We start from the raw sequence: 16436 nt of genomic DNA on the forward strand, positions 1-16436 counted from the left end.
AGGTTACACCTCTTTTACAAACAGGTAACCCTTACTACGGATGGTTTTGATTCGACGGGGATGGATCGGATCATCGCCAATTTTAGAACGAATACGAGAAATTCGAACGTCTACAGATCGGTCTTGACCATCGTACTCAATGCCACGCAGCTCACCGAAAATTTCTTCACGGCTAAGAATGCGACCAGCATTGCTCGCAAGCAACCATAGCAAATCAAACTCAGCACTGGTGAGCTCAATTTCTTCACCTTCACGCCAAGCTTCACGGCGAGAGTTGTCCACCACAAGCTGACCAAATTCAAGCGTTTGCTCAACACCTGCTTCGACAACACCTTGATCAACGTCTTGGGTGCTACGACGTAATAGAGATTGAACACGGGCAAGCAATACACGAGGCTTCGCAGGTTTAGAGACGTAATCGTCTGCACCGATTTCCAGACCTAAAATTTGGTCTACATCATCACTGCGAGCGGTCAACATCAAAATGGGGCCTTTGTACTCGTTACGTACGCTACGACAAACAGTAAAACCATCAGCCCCAGGCAACATAAGATCTAGAATAACAAGTGACGGCTGCTCTTTGACAATCCGTGAAATCGCATTACGACCATCTGGCTCAACCGCAACAGTAAAACCATTTTTTTGGAGATACTCTTGGGTCAAACTGGCAAGACGCTCGTCATCTTCAACAATCAAAATAGATTGGGGTTCGTTAGCGCTCATGTTCCATCCTCGTCCGTTTGGTAGTTTTTTATAAAACCTTTAAGATCAATCTACTAGAAGATTTCGAATTTGTCTAACTCGCTCTTGGTTTACACCTAGGTCATCGTAACCAACCCGCGAGGCAGAGCGAACATGCATAACGCTATCCGCTTCTGGGAAGTAGAGTTCCACATCATCTCGAAAACCAAATAAACGGCTATCAACCACAATATGTGTGTAGCCTAAGCGGCTCTCAACAATACGCGTATCAGGCTGACTCAAGAAAAACTGCTCTACCGCCAACTGCGCATCTTTTACGTTGCCACGGTAGATAATAGGCTCAACATAGTGTTCTTCATCCTCAGCATCAGCTTGAGATGACACACAGTTTGGCGTGTCAGGGCATGGTAACAACAGTCCCTCGTTAACTCCTAAATCCTGCGGCATTTCATTATTCATCTCTACATAGACGAAAAAGCCAATTAGCATCGCAATGATAACAACAAATACCCATCGCACCATGCTCATAACACGCTGTCCTCTTATCTAAATGATCTACGTCCTGGTTTTTTAGGTTTAAACTCTTGTTTATCAGAGCTTTGCCAATCAAACCCTTTATCTCGGCGCTTAGTACGTGCAACGCTTCCGCTCACTCGCGAGCCACGTTGACGGCGACGGTCATGCACTTCTTGCTGACTCTTAACACTGGTTGGGCGGTGTGGAAGATCCACCAGCTCACATAATGCTGAAACATCATCGTCTTCCATTTCTACCCAGCGACCAACTTTTGCTTTTGATGGCAAGAACACAGGCCCAAAACGCACACGTTTTAAGCGGTTTACCTTAACCCCTTGGGATTCCCATAGGCGACGCACTTCGCGGTTACGACCTTCCATCAGGCACACGTAGAACCAGCGGTTAATGCCTTCACCACCACCATCAACGATGTCAGTAAACTGGGCCATGCCATCTTCTAATAGCACACCTTTTTTCAGGTTAACCAAATGCTCCTCGGTCACATTACCCATCACGCGAACCAGGTATTCACGGTCAATCTCTGTTGAAGGGTGCATCAGGCGATTCGCTAACTCGCCATCGGTAGTGAATAGGAGTAATCCAGATGTATTAATATCCAAACGGCCCACAGCAATCCAACGGCTACCGCGTAATTTAGGCAATTTATCAAACACTGTTGGGCGGCCTTCAGGGTCTTTGCGAGTACACACTTCCCCTTCTGGCTTGTTGTAAATAATCACTCTACGCTCAAGCTCTTCGACAGCCGTTGCTTTAACCAACTCACCGTCAAGTTCAATCACGTCATCAGAGCGCACACGATCCCCTAGGGTCGCCACGTTACCGTTAACGCTAACACGACCTTCACGAATTCGATTTTCCATCTCACGACGAGACCCAACACCCGCACGTGCGAGAACTTTCTGTAATTTTTCGTCCATTACGACCTCTTTGGGGAATGCTTCGCAGCAACCCACTGTTATTAACAATTAACTGTTTCTTTAACGCTACAACACAGCATTTAAATTGCCTGCATTATAGTCACATCCCCTAGCACTTCATAGGCTAGAAAGAACTCATTTTTAAGCAAACGGCGCTGGGTCACCCGCCCCTATTCGCACCACTTGAATGTCATCGGAATCCAACGCCACCACGGTGGTCGGCTGCATCCCACAAAATCCCCCATCGATGACTAAATCCAGCTGATGCTGCAAGGTGTCACGAATGTCATAGGGATCCATCATAGGATCTGTCTCTCCGGGCAAAATTAGCGAGGCACTCATAATAGGCTCCCCTAACTCAGCCAATAAATCCTGTACGATTTTATTATCCGGCACACGAATACCAATCGTTTTACGCTTGGGGTGCATTAACCGACGTGGCACTTCAGACGTGGCATTAAAAATAAAGGTATACGGCCCAGGCGTGTGATGCTTAAGCAATCGGTACAAGGTGTTGTCAAAGCGAGCATAAGTGGAAATCTCAGATAAGTCTTTACAGACAAGCGTAAAGTTATGCTTATCATCAAGACGCCGAATCATACGAATTTTCTCAAGCGCCGCCTTGTCACCAATGTGGCACCCGAGGGAATACCCGCAATCTGTGGGATAGGCAATAACGCCCCCTTCACGGATGACCTGTGCTGCTTGTTTAATCAAACGAGGCTGAGGGTTTTCAGGGTGGATCTGAAAAAACTGGCTCAATATCTTATCTCCAAGTCGTTAAGTACTTCGATGCTACCACTTGTACCAAATGGGTCTTACTTCCTGCTCATGCACTTGCGTGTAACGCCCAACATTTGTCCAAGGCCCAAACGGCCCATGATAATCGCTGCCCGCGGAGGCCTCGAATTCAAACTCTCGGGTCAGCCGCTCTAAGAAACGCACATGATCTGGTCGTTCATGACCAGATGCCACTTCAATAGCGGTACCCCCGTACCGTTTAAAATCGGCGAGTACACCTTTAAGTTTAGTCACAGTTACGGGATATCGCTTGGGATGTGCGAGCACTAACTCACAATCTGTCGCAGCCAACTCCGGCATAATCTCCTCAAGCTGGGGCCAGACATCCCGTATTTGACCAATTTTTTTATTCCCTAAGTAATGATCAAAGGCTTTATTCATGTCTTTGACAATGCCTTCCCGAATCATCACCTTAGCAAAATGGGGACGTCCCAGCTGGCTCTCACCGGCTTCTTCCACGGCTTTGTCGTATAAGTCCGGTAAGCCTTTTTTAACCAGCAAGTCTGCAATTTGGCGACCTCGCTCCAAACGCACAGTTTGATTGCGCTGGGTCCACTTTTTTAACGCTTGGTTATCTGGCTCGAAGCCCAACGCCACCATATGCAGGGGAATTTTGTTCCAAGCGACGGATAACTCACAACCGTTTATAAGAGTCATCCCCAATCCATGGGCGCACTGATGAGCTTCCTCTAAACCTTTGATCGTGTCATGGTCAGTCAACGCCAGCATAGAAACCCCTTGTTCATGGGCAAGGGTTACTAGCTCTGTGGGAGAGAGTTTGCCATCCGAAGCGGTCGAATGAGTGTGTAGGTCTATGTGTTGATAAGGATGTTCAGACATCAATAGGGGTATTCTTTCAAGCCGTTGCTAGGTATGATTCTTCGAGCATACAGAAACTGGTTTGACTATGAAATTATTATTCGACTTTTTACCCATTCTTGTATTTTTCTTGGTATATAAATCCACCGGAGACATCATTCTCGCCACCGCAGTTCTGATTCCCGCAACGATTTTGCAAGTGTCATACACTTGGTGGAAACACCGCCAAATCGAAAAAATGCATGTCATTTCTTTGGTATTAGTGGTCCTGCTGGGAGGCGCAACCGTCTTAATGGGCGATGGAGACTTCATTAAGTGGAAGCCCACAATCGTTAATTGGTTGTTTGCCATTGTCTTCTTTGGCAGCCAATTTATCGGCCAACGCAACATCATTGAACGCATGATGGGCGATAAGATTCAGCTTCCACACAAGGTATGGCGCACACTCAACTTAGCTTGGGTAGGATTCTTTATCCTATCTGGGGCGGTAAACCTTTATGTTGCCTTCAACTTTAGTGAAGACATTTGGGTAGATTTTAAACTCTTTGGTTTGCTGGGTATGACGCTTGTGTTCATTATCCTTCAGGGCATTTACCTCTCGTCACACCTACAGAATAAGGAATAAGCATGCTGTACTCGATTGTTGGCCAAGATGTCGAAAACAGTCTTGAAGCCCGTCTTTCTGTGCGACCAGCGCACTTAAAAAGATTAGAACTACTTCGCGATCAAGGTCGCCTTGTGCTGGCTGGCCCAAACCCAGCCATAGACTCAAGCGATCCTGGTACTGCTGGCTTCACTGGCAGTGTTGTGGTGGCAGAGTTTGCCTCCCTAGAAGAGGCTCAAGCATGGGCAGATGCCGACCCTTACGTTGCAGCAGGGGTCTATCAAACCGTTGCGGTGAAACCTTTTAAACAGGTTTTCTAACTCAAAGACAGCGAGCTACGGCTCGCTGTCTTGTTTTACATCTGAGTGCCCCAGATCTCGTTCAGGGTCAATCACATCCCGCATTCTTTGTTTCAACACCTTAGCCTCCGGAAAACCACCTTCCGCCTTTCGACACCAAATCTCAGTGCCATTCACGCGCACCTTAAAAATCCCCCCTTGGGTTGGGATCAAAGTGACGCTTTTGATGTCATCATCAAAGGTCGTAAGAAGCTCTTGAGACAACCATGCCGCCCGTAACATCCAACGACAAAGGGTGCAATATTCTATTTCTACCACTGCAGTTCTCATGAAAAGCCTCTCTTACTAATTTCACCTTGGCGTACGCGCCGTTAGTCCCTAATATTATGGGCGCTTTATCAATAAGGAAGACTCTAATGAAAAAAAGTTTAATCGCAGGCCTTCTGCTTAGCACATTGAGCATGCCAAGTTTAGCCACCGAAGTAGACATAAAAACCTCCATGGGGGACATCCGCGTAGAGCTTGCCGACGAGGCTGCGCCACAAACTGTCGAGAACTTTCTGCGCTATGTTGATGAATCCTTTTACAACGATGTTATTTTTCACCGTGTGATCAATGGCTTTATGATTCAGGGCGGTGGTTTTAAAGAAGACCTTGATCGCAAACAAACCCGCCACGCTATCCCATATGAAGGCAATAACGGCCTTTATAACGACCGTGGCACCCTCGCTATGGCTCGTACTCAAGATCCAAACAGCGCCACCTCACAGTTCTTCATTAACCTAGTGGACAACAACTTCCTTAACCATGGTGCTCGTGGTGCAGCGGGATACACAGTATTCGGCCGTGTGACGGAAGGTATGGACGTGGTGGATCAAATCGCCAAAGTGCCGACTCGCAACGTTGGCCCTTACCAAAACGTGCCCAATACGCCTGTCATCATTGAGAGTGTCACGCGTGTTAACTAGCTATCGATTAGAAGCACCGACTTTGCACTTTGGGGACGATGGGGTCCCCCGCTCCGCGACCTTTGATGATGTGTATTTTGATAAAGAAGCGGGGCTTGCGGAAACACGCTACGTGTTCCTCGAACACAATCGGCTAACGGAGCGATTTGGCTCTCTGTTAAACCGCAACTTTACCATTGCGGAAACAGGCTTTGGTACGGGGCTCAATTTTCTATGTGCGTTAGAGTGCTTTTTACAGCATGCTCCTGACACCAGTTGGCTACACTTTGTGTCCGTTGAAAAGTACCCCCTATCTAAAGCATCTCTGACTCAATCCCTAGCCATGTGGCCCAGCCTACAGCCTTTGGCTGACGAGCTGATCGCCCATTACCCACAGCAATGCCACGGCCTGCACCGAGTAGAACTCCCTCAGTTACGAACAACTCTAACTCTTTGGTTCGGGGAAGCAAGTGAGGGCTTTACTGCTCTGGACGCTCAAGTGGACGCTTGGTTCTTAGATGGCTTTGCGCCAAGTAAAAACCCTGATATGTGGAGCGATCAGCTGTTTCAACAAATCAATAGGCTGAGTCACTCTGATACCACTTTTGCAACCTTTACCGCTGCTGGCATCGTTCGTCGTGGACTGCAATCCCATGGCTTTCAAGTACAAAAAGTCAAAGGGTTTGGTCATAAGCGGGAGATGATGATTGGCCAGTTTCTAGAAGACGAGCAAACGACCCGATACTCTTCCACTCAACCAGCTTGGTTTGCTTCACGCCCCCTTCGTCCAATGGGCAAGGTCATTGTTATCGGCTCAGGTCTCGCTGGTGCCACCACCGCTCATGCTCTGGCGCAAAAAAACATTGCCGTTGAAGTCTGGGAACAAGCAGATCACATTGCAGCGGGCGCATCAGGAAACGAGCAAGGCATGCTTTATCCGAAGCTTGGGGCATCCGATACGCCAGTCAATCGTTTATATCTAAGCAGCTACCTGTATGCTCATAACTTTTATCAGCAATATGCTGATAAAAGCATTTGGCAACACTGCGGACTCACACAGTTACCAAAGGATGATGCAGAACAACTGAAATTTGAAAAAATCACCCGTGCTGAGCTGTATCCTGATGCCATTTTAAAGGCCGTTGATGGCAAGCTCATTTTGCCTTTGTCTGGCTGGGTGCGCCCTAAAGCCCTTTGCGAAACGCTACTCAGTCACGCCAACATCACAGTGCACCTTAACCGCCCATTAGAGCAGATTAAGACAACAACAGAAGGGTTTGAACTCCTCTCAAACCAACACACTTATCATTGCAATCAAGTAATACTCTGCACCGCCAATCAACAGGATGCGCTGGCACCTTGGACCCTCTTGCCAACGAAACCCATACGCGGGCAAGTGTCTCAACTTCCTATTTCCACATTGGATATTCCTAGCCAAGTAAAGGCTCGTGAGTTTAAACAGGTGATCTGTGCCGATGGCTATGTTTCACCCGCCTTGGATGATCAGCTTAACTTTGGTGCGACTTACGATCTTAAGAATGAAGACTTAACCGTCACAGGCACCAGTCATAGTGAGAACATCTCCAAACTGGCAGATCTTTTACCGATAGATGTGAATGAAAGCCATTCTAGTCTATGCCAAGGTCGAGCATCTCTTCGTTGTACAGTTTCGGATTACACCCCTATCGTTGGGCCAGTTTCTGCAACAGCCAGCCTCATTAACGCTTTAGGACCTTTACGCACTAATGCGAAATGGCAAACCAATGAAGAAGTTGAAAAAATAGAAGGGCTCTATGTGAATTTAGGGCACGGATCTCGGGGGCTCGTCAGCACACCATTATGTGCAAACTATCTCGCCAGCTTAATGCTGGGTGAGCCATTGCCGATTGAGACGGCGGTAACGGATGCTCTGCACCCAAATCGATTTACGATCCGAAAATTGAAACGAGGCGAGGTGTAATGGCCTCGTTTCAGCAATATCAGTCATTAAATTTCGAACAAATCACAGGCACGAGGGATTAGCTCATCCAAGCGCTGATAAGTAGTCGGTCGATACACGGTCTCACCCAGCACAGGATGCAAGCTGCGTAACTTATCGCTAAGCTTAATCACACCTGGGTTAATCGGTTCATATGGGTAAATATGATCCTGCATACTTAATTTATGCAGCTCGTCCAGCTCATCCTGCAGCATGGTTTTCATAGCAAAAAACAAATCCTTGCTATTTATATCATTTGTTTCCCAATATGCGTCGGACAAAGCGCTGTTGAGTTCGTAAAATACATGCAAGGCATCGGATACAGTTCGTTGACTCATAGTCTCTCCATAAATCGGGCTTTGTGTTTACATTTGCCCTTGTATTGATAGATGCTAACCCCATAACCAGACTCTAGCCACGAAAACATGTAGGTATATTGATCTTGAGTAACACAATGCAATCTGACGTGACATCTGACAACTTGTGGCCATCTTTACAGGCTGAAGCTGAAAAGCTAGCACAAGATGAGCCTATTTTGGCAAGTTATTTTAACACCACCATCCTGCGCCATGACTCTCTGAGCTCGGCACTGAGCTTCTTACTGGCCAGTAAACTGGACAGTATTTCCATCCCTGCGATGGTGCTTCGTGAAGTGTTTGAAGAAGCTATGGCTGACGAAGGATCAAAGATTGTCGATTGTATCGCTCAAGATATTTTATCCATTAAGGAGCGAGATGCCGCATGCGATTGCCTGACAACGCCATTACTCTTCTTTAAGGGGTTCCATGCCCTACAAACTTACCGTGTTGCGAATTGGCTGTGGAAACAAGGTCGTGAGAGCCTTGCCTTGTACCTACAAGGCCAAATGTCCATGACCTTTGGTGTGGACATCCACCCGGCCGCCCGTATTGGTTGTGGCATCATGTTAGACCACGCCACGGGCTTAGTGGTGGGTGAGACCTGTGTCATTGAAGATAACGTGTCCATTTTGCAATCCGTTACCCTTGGGGGTACAGGTAAAGAAACTGGCGATCGTCATCCTAAGATACGTTCTGGCGTCTTGATTGGCGCAGGGGCGAAAATTCTAGGCAACATTGAAGTAGGCGAAGGTGCCAAAATTGGCGCCGGCAGCGTGGTGCTAGAGCCTGTTGCGCGACATACTACCGTAGCGGGTGTACCCGCCAAGGTGGTTGGCCGTAACCAAGAAAAAGAGCCATCCCGAGAAATGGATCACTCTTTTAAAGGATGCGTTCGAGACTGAACAAACCATGATTAAAAAGGGCTTCTGAGAAGCCCTTTTTTGTTAGTCGTAACGATGTTCCAAAGATTGCTTGGACACTAACTGAATAGTTTCACTTTCCGTATCAAACACAAGCACCGCCTCACCGTTTTTCAACGCTCGTAACGCTTGCTCACGTTTTCGCTCTGTCGATAACTCATAGTCACCGTAGTCTGTACCGTCTCGGGAAACAATGTCGTTCAACACATTCACCAGGGTATCAGGGTCCAGGGAGTCAAACGGGATGACAGTATCCATAACTTACACTGCCCCATGTTGAGTGAGCATCTGGTGCAAGGCTTCTTCATCCATGACCTCAACACCCAAGTTTTGTGCCTTAGTCAGTTTAGAACCCGCTTTTTCGCCAGCTACCAAACAGTGAGTTTTGGCTGAGACGGAACCACTCACCTTAGCGCCAAGCTTGATAAGCAAGTCTTTCACTTCGTCACGGGAGTAACGAGACAGAGTCCCCGTTACCACATAGGTTAAGCCCTCGAGAGGCTGTTCACCCGCTTCTACGTCCTGGGTGGACTGCCATGTGAGGCCTTGCTCTAACAAGCCACGAACGATCGCCACATTATCCTCTTGATCGAAGAACATGCGAATGTGTTGCGCAACGATTGGCCCCACATCCTCCACTTCAATCAAATCCTCTTCAGATGCGGACATAAGCTTTTCTATATCACCAAAATATTGGGTCAATGTGCGTGCCGTGGCCTCCCCTACTTCGCGGATGCCTAAGGCATAAACAAAGCGATTGAATTGGGTTTGCTTAGAAGTTTCGATAGCGGTCAGAAGCTTGTCCACTGACTTGTCTCCCATGCGCTCCATTGCGAGCAAGCGGGCAGGTTTGTCTTTTAGCAAGAAAATATCCACTGGGGTTTTCACCAAACCAGCATCCACCAGCTGCTCAATCAGCTTGTCACCAAGTCCATCAATGTCTAACGCTTTACGGGAAACAAAGTGTTTTAAGCTCTCTTTTAGTTGAGCCCCACACACTAAACCACCGGTACAACGCTGAACGGCTTCCCCCTCCACTCGTTCCACATCTGATTGACAGATCGGACACTGGGTTGGGAAAACCACTTCCTGAGCGTCCTCAGGACGACGATCTTGCAGAACCTGAACCACCTGGGGGATAACATCCCCCGCACGGCGAATGACCACCCAGTCTTTTACCTGCACTCCCAAGCGTTCGATTTCATCTTGGTTATGGAGCGTAGCGTTTGAGACAGTCACGCCACCCACAAACGTTGGTTGCAAACGAGCCACTGGGGTAATCGCACCCGTTCGCCCAACTTGGAAATCCACTCCTAGGATCTGGGTCACTTCTTCTTGAGCTGGAAACTTTCTGGCAATCGCCCAACGGGGGGCCCGCGCCACAAACCCAAGCTGCTTTTGTTGAGCAATGCTGTCCACCTTGTAGACAATGCCATCAATGTCGTAGGAGAGCCCTTCACGCTGTTCAGACAGCTCAGCGTAATACTCAAGGCAGCCTTTCACACCTGTTACGCGCTTCATCAGGTTGTTGGTTTTAAACCCCCAATCGGATAACTGAAGCAAGCCTTCATAGTGACTATCAGGCTGCTCCCAGCCTTCCACATAACCAATACTGTAAGCACACAGCACCAGTGGGCGAGCAGCGGTAATTTTGGGATCCAGCTGACGTAAGCTACCTGCCGCAGCGTTACGTGGATTGACGAAGGTTTTTTCGCCCTTTGCTGCGGCCGCCTGATTGAGCTTTTCAAAGCCCTCTTTCGGCATGTAAATCTCACCACGGACTTCCAGAACTGGCGGTGGGGTGTCTGTGCGAAGCTTCAGGGGAACAGAATAAATCGTCTTAATATTGGAAGTAATGTCTTCCCCAGACAAGCCATCACCCCGAGTAACGCCGCGGACCAAGTGGCCATTTTCATAACGAATGCTAATGGCTAGACCATCTAACTTAGGCTCACAGCAGTAGGTCAATTCCCCTTTGCCAGAAAGCTTGCGTACCCGCTCATCAAAATCCTGCATGTTGTCATCATCAAAGGCGTTATCTAGCGACAACATAGGGACTGTGTGCTCTACCGTCGCAAAACCATTATCTGGCTTTTCACCAACACGCTGGGTAGGAGAATCCGGTTGAACCCATTCAGGATGCTTAGCCTCAATGGCCTGCAGCGCGCGATAACAGCGGTCGTACTCTGCATCAGGAACCAAAGGCTCATCTTTCACATGGTAGGCATAGCTGTAGTCGTTCAGCTGCTGAATCAATGCTAAAACATCGTCTAAGGTATAGGCTTTGCTATCACTCATATGGCTCTCAAATCCAATCATATAAACAATAAAGGCCCCTATGGGGCCTTAACTTCGCTAAAGCATTTCGGCTTAGCGCTTCTTCTTAGTTAACTGTCGACGCTCAAAATCTTTAATGCGCTGACGGCAATGGGCAATGGTTTGCTCGCTCATGGGCATACGACGCTCATCACGCAATTCACCACCTAGGTTACGCACTAGGGCTTGGGCCGTTTCAAGCATAAAATCAAACGCTTTCATGCTGTTTTTAGGGCCAGGCAGCCCCATAAAGAAGCTCACCCCAGGGCAGTCAGTTTCACCCATGGTATCAAGATTAAAGGTACCTGGCTCCATGGCATTGGCCATAGAGAACTGAATTTTACCTCTATCGAAGCCCTCTTCATGGCGGTGGAAGATATCCATTTCCCCGTAACGCATGCCGCAATTCAATACCAGTTGTAACAGCTCCATACCAGCGAAGGTTTCACCTTCTGGAGCAAACACGTTGATGACAATCACTTCTTCGATTTCAGCTTCTTCGTCTACGGCCTCTGGCTCATCTTCCAGTGGCATATTGTTGGTAGACTGCTCTAGATCAACACTGCTGTAGTCACGCTCGAAGTTTTCTTCTTCATAACTATCATCATCGGCAATAGGGGTTTCTTCTGCTGGGGCTTCGGCGTCGTCATACGCGTCGTCATACTCTTCGTCATAGCCCACATCTAATCCATCATAACCATCGTAGAGGACATCGCCGTAGTCTTGATCAGCATCCACGTTACCCTGTTGGTCATCATTAAATCGCTCAGGCACTAGGGACGCCAGTTCGTCCAATTCGAACTGATCGTTTCGGTCAAGTTGAGGACCTGAATCCACCTTATGAGGCAGATCTGTTAAAGGCCCTCTTGCTGTCTTCCGAGCATTTTCAAATGCATTCATGACCGGATCATTGGATTCCGGTGGCGCACCAACAGGACGAGCACCACCATTGGGAAGTTCCCGACGTAATGTTGCTTCTTTTACTAATTCATCTGGATCACGAAAATCGTCATCGTCATCAAACGTCTGAACGACTTGCGATCTACGGTATCGTCGATAACCATCCACTAAGATGACTACGATGATCACCACTCCTATTAAAATTAGCCACTCACGCAAGCTAAATTCCATTGCAAAAATCCGCTATAGATCAATTAATTTGTCAGTATTATCAGTTGAAGCGCGCTCGGTTTCAATTATAAGCCGACATTGACCTTAAAAATCTTGTCACTATTGCTTGGAACCGACGATAAATACCCTACCACCTCCCCTAATGTGAGGTCATTTGCATCATTTGTCGAACGTTTAACCACCACATCCACTCTGGCAACGTCTGCAAGTGACTGCCCCGGCATTAGGTTATCCAGATTGGTCAGCACAATTGGCGCCTGTATTTGAGCAGCAGGAATACGTTGAATGGCCACTGGCATTCGTTGATCTGGCACTTGCGCATACACCAAAAACACATCATTCGCTGATATTTTTCTGACGTCTAAGTCTAACTGTAAGTGTAACCTATGGGTCACAATTGAAGGAATCATCTGCTCAGTGATTCCTCCTTGCTTACGCGCCGCGGCAATTCCAGAGAGTAAATCTAAACGTTCGGCGCGGTCGGTGCCATTTACTATGGCTTCTTGCCAAGCCAAAATAGCCTCTTGGTAACGCCCAGCATCAAACTCAATAATACCTTTAAGACCTAATGCTTTAGCATTATCCGGCTGCTGTGCTAACGCCTCATCAACAGCGGTAATCATTGCAGGGGACACTTGATTATTTTGGGAATAAAAGAGCGCTTGTGCCAGCTCCACTTGAACATTTATGGCATCTTCTGAGCTGCCATCAAGCCGCGCTAGAACTTCTCGATAAGATGAGATGGCTTGCTCAAAGTTCTGAGCCATAACTTGATCATTCGCCAAGTAATACCAGTCTTCTGCTCGGTCGTAACGTTGCACTCGATAAGACAAGAACTCGGTCACATCATCCTGCGTCGCGGACTGTTCAATCAATTGCTGGGTAATTTTGACATCCGGCGCAAATCCCAGCTTTTGATATAGAGCCACACTGCCTATGATCACTCCTGCAATCATGACTGATAACACCCAGCGAGCTAACTGTGTATCTTTCGTCAGGGCACGCTGCTGATGTTGGCTCACATAATGGGACTCGCTGGTCACGTCCTGCAGCAACTGTTGGGCTTCTTCTTCGGTTAAACGCCCTGCGCCCTGGTCTTCTTTCACTTCTAGGCGTCGGGCAGAAACAAAGCTGGTTAAAGTATCATCATGACCGGCATTGTTTTTATTCACTAGGTAGTGCATCACATATAAAACGCTTAGCACAATCAAGGCAGCCATAAGAGTCCATGCAACGATCATGTATCAGACTCCTCTGTATGGCGGCCTTTACGGCGGATAACCCAAACAAATATCAAAGCACCAAGACCTAAAAGAGCGAACGGCCCATACCAGAGTATTGCGGTGCTGGATTTATGAGTGGGTCGATATAAAACAAACTCACCATATCGAGCGACCAAATAATTTATAATCTGCTCGTCACTCTGTCCCGCTTCAATCATGGTATAGACTTGCTGACGCAGGTCCACAGCAATACCAGCGTTAGAATCTTCTAAGTTCTGGTTCTGACATTTAGGGCAGCGCAATTCCTCGATCAAGGTGCGATAACGAGGTTCGTATTCCGGTTTTGAAAATTCTCTGACTTCCAAAGCCATTGCATAGGTGCTAACGACCGCAGCAATAAGCAGCAAAGCTCTAAATGCTTTGATCATTCCATGTAACCTTTTAACGTTTGCCATACCTCGGCATTCACAACCCCTTGATGGCGATAGAGCACCTTACCATTACTCCCGATCACGAAGGTCTCAGGCGCACCTGTGATTCCCATATCTACGCCAAAATGCCCCATCTCATCCGTCAACACCAAAGAATAGGGGTTGCCCCGCTCTGCCAACCATTCACGAGCAGCTGGTGTTTCGTCTTTGTAATCGATGCCCACGATGTCCACCCCCTGCTCTGCTAACTCACCTAGGTAGGCGTGCTCAACACTACAGGATGGACACCAAGTGGCCCAAAAATTCATTAAATAAGGGCCCTCAGGCAATTCTGCATTGGTCGCGATGGTGTTATCTGCCAAATCAATTAATTGGAATTCTGGTACTGGCTTTCCGATCAACGCAGACGGCATGTATTCAGCGTTTTTACCCAATTGTTGGTAAAACACAACGCCTAAGCCAACAAACAAAGCCAAAGGTACAAAGAACAATAATTTTTTCACGTTACTCTCCTATCTTGCGTCGGTAGCGCTTATCCCATGCGGCGAGTAAGCCCCCCGTCATCATGAGCAAGCCCCCTAGCCATAGCCAACGCACAAAAGACTTGATGTAGATGCGCACACTCCAAGTGTCTTGATCTAACTTTTCACCTAGAGAAATGTAGAGGTCTCGGGTAAATCCTGGATTCAAAGCTGCTTCCGTCATCACCTGCTGACTCGCTTGATACATACGTTTCTGAGGGCGCATTTGGGCAATTTTACGATCCCCCTTGTACACATTAATAAACGCCGTATCAGCAATATAATTTGGCCCCTCGATGTGCCGCGTTTGCTCAAATTCAAAGGTATAAGCCCCAAGATCCACCTTATCCCCAGGCCCCATACGCACTGCGACTTCGCTGCTGTTCATACTGACAAAAATAATACCGATTAACGTCACGGCCACCCCCAAATGGGCCAGCAACATTCCGTAATACTGTCTTGGCAACTTACGCGCACGGGTAAGGATATTCACCCGTGTTTTAAGCACCTTATCAAACCAATCTCGGATCACCATCAAAACTAACCATAGGGCAATGGCGAAACTGAGCCACAAATACAGGTCAAATTCATGGAAGGTAAACACAAGTGCCGACAATACAACCGACAAAATAGCGGGCACCATGGACACATGAAGCAACCATTTACCCTTTGTTTTATGCCATTTGGATAAGGGCGCAATCCCCATGAACACCACTAACAGCAAAGCAATAGGGCCAAACACCGTATTAAAATAGGGGGCGCCCACAGAGATTTTACCTAGATTAAACGCATCAAATACCAAAGGATAAAGCGTGCCCAGCAACACCGTAAGGGTCAAAATGGTTAATAGGATATTGTTAATAAGAAGCCATGACTCTCGCCCTGAGAACCCGAAGCTCACACTTGATTTCACTTGGGACGCACGAAGAGCATAAAGCAGCAAGGAACTGCCAATGATGATCACCAACAGCGCTAAGATGAACACCCCACGGGTAGGATCTGAGGCGAAGGCGTGAACCGAGGTCAACACCCCTGAGCGGACTAAGAAGGTCCCTAACAAAGACAAGCTGAAGGTGAAAATCGCCAACAGCACAGTCCAGCTTTTGAATACGCCACGCTTTTCCGTCACCGCAAGGGAATGTACCAACGCTGTTCCTGCCAACCAGGGCATTAAAGAAGCATTTTCTACTGGGTCCCAAAACCACCAGCCACCCCAGCCCAACTCATAATAGGCCCACCAACTGCCTAAGGTGATACCTAAGGTTAAAAACGCCCAAGACGTATTGGTCCAAGGTCTCGCCCAGCGTGCCCACGAAGCATTCAGATTACCTGTTACTAAAGCAGCAATCGCAAATGCAAACGCCACAGAAAATCCCACATAACCCATATACAGCATGGGAGGATGGACGATCAGGCCAATGTCCTGCAATAAAGGATTTAAATCAGCTCCATCTACTGGCTGATCTGGCAATAACCGAACGAAGGGCGATGAGGTAAACAAGATAAACGCCAGAAAGCCTGACGCCACGATACCCAACACCGCCAATACCACAGGGCCCGTGGCATGGGGTAAGGTATGACTTTTACGGGCCACCGCGGCAGACCAAGCAGATAAAATGGCAATCCACAATAACAAAGAGCCTTCGTGCCCCCCCCACACCGCACTGATTTTAAACCACACAGGCAACAGACTGTTGGAATGCTGACTGACATACAGCAAAGAGAAATCATCCGTGGCAAAGGCCACCGCGAGAATAATAAGACTGCTCCAAATAAGCAGAGCAGAAATATAGGTCAGAGGCTTAGCACTGTTCAGTAACACCCCATTACGGGTGTAATAGCCAATAAAAGGGACTACTCCTAGGGCTATAGAAAACATCATCGCGAGAATGAGTGCAAAATGCCCAATTTCGGGAAAAATCATATCCAAC

Annotated in this window: 19 protein-coding genes; 5 read left to right on the forward strand and 14 right to left on the reverse strand. The window is 47.7% G+C overall.

The window, feature by feature from the left end; translation table 11 throughout:
• Nucleotides 1-3 precede the first annotated feature (3 nt).
• The 5 genes from ACFQ45_RS12570 to ACFQ45_RS12590 all read right to left on the reverse strand — a co-directional run bounded on the left by ACFQ45_RS12570 (nt 4) and on the right by ACFQ45_RS12590 (nt 3797).
• A complete protein-coding gene (locus ACFQ45_RS12570) occupies nt 4-723 on the reverse strand; it encodes a response regulator (RefSeq protein ID WP_377368207.1) in 720 nt (239 codons plus the stop codon).
• 45 nt (nt 724-768) lie between these two features.
• Nucleotides 769-1230, reverse strand: a complete 462-nt coding sequence (locus ACFQ45_RS12575) for a DUF1499 domain-containing protein (protein WP_377368209.1) — start codon at nt 1228-1230, stop codon at nt 769-771.
• Between the two features lie 14 nt (nt 1231-1244).
• Nucleotides 1245-2156 carry a 23S rRNA pseudouridine(2605) synthase RluB gene (gene rluB / locus ACFQ45_RS12580; protein WP_377368211.1) on the reverse strand — a complete coding sequence of 304 codons (912 nt, stop codon included), beginning with the start codon at nt 2154-2156 and terminating at the stop codon, nt 1245-1247.
• A gap of 141 nt (nt 2157-2297) precedes the next feature.
• On the reverse strand, nt 2298-2918 hold the full coding sequence (locus tag ACFQ45_RS12585; protein WP_377368213.1) for an L-threonylcarbamoyladenylate synthase: 621 nt from the start codon (nt 2916-2918) through the stop codon (nt 2298-2300).
• A gap of 33 nt (nt 2919-2951) precedes the next feature.
• The gene (locus ACFQ45_RS12590) at nt 2952-3797 is read right to left on the reverse strand and encodes a PHP domain-containing protein (RefSeq protein WP_377368215.1); all 846 of its coding nucleotides are present in this window, start codon (nt 3795-3797) and stop codon (nt 2952-2954) included.
• 67 nt (nt 3798-3864) lie between these two features.
• Between ACFQ45_RS12590 and ACFQ45_RS12595 the strand changes: the two genes are divergently transcribed.
• Both ACFQ45_RS12595 and ACFQ45_RS12600 read left to right on the forward strand, forming a co-directional pair.
• A complete protein-coding gene (locus tag ACFQ45_RS12595) occupies nt 3865-4401 on the forward strand; it encodes a septation protein A (protein WP_377368217.1) in 537 nt (178 codons plus the stop codon).
• Between the two features lie 2 nt (nt 4402-4403).
• Entirely contained in the window at nt 4404-4700 is a 297-nt protein-coding gene (locus ACFQ45_RS12600) for a YciI family protein (protein ID WP_377368219.1), read from the forward strand.
• A gap of 15 nt (nt 4701-4715) precedes the next feature.
• Here ACFQ45_RS12600 and ACFQ45_RS12605 read toward each other — a convergent pair whose 3' ends face one another.
• A complete protein-coding gene (locus tag ACFQ45_RS12605) occupies nt 4716-5009 on the reverse strand; it encodes a SelT/SelW/SelH family protein (RefSeq protein ID WP_377368221.1) in 294 nt (97 codons plus the stop codon).
• Nucleotides 5010-5095: 86 nt separating this feature from the next.
• Here ACFQ45_RS12605 and ACFQ45_RS12610 point away from each other — a divergent pair, with 86 nt between their 5' ends.
• Complete coding sequence (locus tag ACFQ45_RS12610) at nt 5096-5647, forward strand: peptidylprolyl isomerase (RefSeq protein ID WP_377368223.1); 552 nt, start codon at nt 5096-5098, stop codon at nt 5645-5647.
• A complete protein-coding gene (gene mnmC / locus ACFQ45_RS12615; RefSeq protein WP_377368225.1) occupies nt 5637-7586 on the forward strand; it encodes a bifunctional tRNA (5-methylaminomethyl-2-thiouridine)(34)-methyltransferase MnmD/FAD-dependent 5-carboxymethylaminomethyl-2-thiouridine(34) oxidoreductase MnmC in 1950 nt (649 codons plus the stop codon). Before ACFQ45_RS12610 ends, mnmC begins: the two co-directional genes overlap by 11 nt.
• Nucleotides 7587-7612: 26 nt before the next feature.
• Here the strand turns inward: mnmC and ACFQ45_RS12620 are convergent, their stop codons facing one another.
• Nucleotides 7613-7942, reverse strand: coding sequence for a hypothetical protein (locus ACFQ45_RS12620; RefSeq protein ID WP_377368227.1), 330 nt, complete (start codon nt 7940-7942; stop codon nt 7613-7615).
• A 104-nt stretch (nt 7943-8046) separates the two neighbouring features.
• Between ACFQ45_RS12620 and cysE the strand changes: the two genes are divergently transcribed.
• On the forward strand, nt 8047-8865 hold the full coding sequence (gene cysE, locus ACFQ45_RS12625; RefSeq protein ID WP_377368229.1) for a serine O-acetyltransferase: 819 nt from the start codon (nt 8047-8049) through the stop codon (nt 8863-8865).
• A 42-nt stretch (nt 8866-8907) separates the two neighbouring features.
• Here cysE and ACFQ45_RS12630 read toward each other — a convergent pair whose 3' ends face one another.
• The 7 genes from ACFQ45_RS12630 to ACFQ45_RS12660 form a co-directional block, all read right to left on the reverse strand.
• A complete protein-coding gene (locus ACFQ45_RS12630) occupies nt 8908-9141 on the reverse strand; it encodes a YheU family protein (protein WP_377368231.1) in 234 nt (77 codons plus the stop codon).
• 3 nt (nt 9142-9144) lie between these two features.
• Nucleotides 9145-11181: an NAD-dependent DNA ligase LigA gene (gene ligA, locus ACFQ45_RS12635; RefSeq protein WP_377368233.1), complete on the reverse strand. Its 2037-nt coding sequence runs from the start codon at nt 11179-11181 to the stop codon at nt 9145-9147.
• Nucleotides 11182-11253: 72 nt separating this feature from the next.
• Nucleotides 11254-12330, reverse strand: coding sequence for a cell division protein ZipA (zipA, locus tag ACFQ45_RS12640; RefSeq protein WP_377368235.1), 1077 nt, complete (start codon nt 12328-12330; stop codon nt 11254-11256).
• A 65-nt stretch (nt 12331-12395) separates the two neighbouring features.
• Complete coding sequence (gene ccmI / locus ACFQ45_RS12645) at nt 12396-13571, reverse strand: c-type cytochrome biogenesis protein CcmI (protein ID WP_377368237.1); 1176 nt, start codon at nt 13569-13571, stop codon at nt 12396-12398.
• On the reverse strand, nt 13568-13981 hold the full coding sequence (locus ACFQ45_RS12650) for a cytochrome c-type biogenesis protein (RefSeq protein WP_377368239.1): 414 nt from the start codon (nt 13979-13981) through the stop codon (nt 13568-13570). The genes ccmI and ACFQ45_RS12650 overlap by 4 nt, the downstream gene beginning before the upstream one ends.
• A complete protein-coding gene (locus tag ACFQ45_RS12655; protein WP_377368241.1) occupies nt 13978-14487 on the reverse strand; it encodes a DsbE family thiol:disulfide interchange protein in 510 nt (169 codons plus the stop codon). The genes ACFQ45_RS12650 and ACFQ45_RS12655 overlap by 4 nt, the downstream gene beginning before the upstream one ends.
• A gap of 1 nt (nt 14488) precedes the next feature.
• Nucleotides 14489-16429 (reverse strand): heme lyase CcmF/NrfE family subunit, encoded by a 1941-nt coding sequence (locus ACFQ45_RS12660; protein WP_377368243.1) that lies wholly within the window; start codon nt 16427-16429, stop codon nt 14489-14491.
• Nucleotides 16430-16436 lie beyond the last annotated feature (7 nt).

The sequence above is a fragment of the Rhodanobacter aciditrophus genome (genome assembly GCF_042679525.1).
Classification (GTDB): domain Bacteria; phylum Pseudomonadota; class Gammaproteobacteria; order Pseudomonadales; family Marinomonadaceae; genus Marinomonas; species Marinomonas aciditrophus.

What these genes read in the sequence shown, in the direction of transcription:
- rluB (WP_377368211.1), bottom strand. Translation starts at nt 2,156, where the DNA reads ATGGACGAAAAATTACAGAAAGTTCTCGCACGTGCGGGTGTTGGGTCT.
- zipA (WP_377368235.1), bottom strand. Translation starts at nt 12,330, where the DNA reads ATGGAATTTAGCTTGCGTGAGTGGCTAATTTTAATAGGAGTGGTGATC.
- ACFQ45_RS12620 (WP_377368227.1), bottom strand. Translation starts at nt 7,942, where the DNA reads ATGAGTCAACGAACTGTATCCGATGCCTTGCATGTATTTTACGAACTC.
- ccmI (WP_377368237.1), bottom strand. Translation starts at nt 13,571, where the DNA reads ATGATCGTTGCATGGACTCTTATGGCTGCCTTGATTGTGCTAAGCGTT.
- ACFQ45_RS12660 (WP_377368243.1), bottom strand. Translation starts at nt 16,429, where the DNA reads ATGATTTTTCCCGAAATTGGGCATTTTGCACTCATTCTCGCGATGATG.
- ACFQ45_RS12605 (WP_377368221.1), bottom strand. Translation starts at nt 5,009, where the DNA reads ATGAGAACTGCAGTGGTAGAAATAGAATATTGCACCCTTTGTCGTTGG.
- ACFQ45_RS12595 (WP_377368217.1), top strand. Translation starts at nt 3,865, where the DNA reads ATGAAATTATTATTCGACTTTTTACCCATTCTTGTATTTTTCTTGGTA.
- ACFQ45_RS12575 (WP_377368209.1), bottom strand. Translation starts at nt 1,230, where the DNA reads ATGAGCATGGTGCGATGGGTATTTGTTGTTATCATTGCGATGCTAATT.
- ACFQ45_RS12600 (WP_377368219.1), top strand. Translation starts at nt 4,404, where the DNA reads ATGCTGTACTCGATTGTTGGCCAAGATGTCGAAAACAGTCTTGAAGCC.
- ligA (WP_377368233.1), bottom strand. Translation starts at nt 11,181, where the DNA reads ATGAGTGATAGCAAAGCCTATACCTTAGACGATGTTTTAGCATTGATT.
- ACFQ45_RS12650 (WP_377368239.1), bottom strand. Translation starts at nt 13,981, where the DNA reads ATGATCAAAGCATTTAGAGCTTTGCTGCTTATTGCTGCGGTCGTTAGC.
- ACFQ45_RS12570 (WP_377368207.1), bottom strand. Translation starts at nt 723, where the DNA reads ATGAGCGCTAACGAACCCCAATCTATTTTGATTGTTGAAGATGACGAG.
- ACFQ45_RS12610 (WP_377368223.1), top strand. Translation starts at nt 5,096, where the DNA reads ATGAAAAAAAGTTTAATCGCAGGCCTTCTGCTTAGCACATTGAGCATG.
- ACFQ45_RS12590 (WP_377368215.1), bottom strand. Translation starts at nt 3,797, where the DNA reads ATGTCTGAACATCCTTATCAACACATAGACCTACACACTCATTCGACC.
- ACFQ45_RS12630 (WP_377368231.1), bottom strand. Translation starts at nt 9,141, where the DNA reads ATGGATACTGTCATCCCGTTTGACTCCCTGGACCCTGATACCCTGGTG.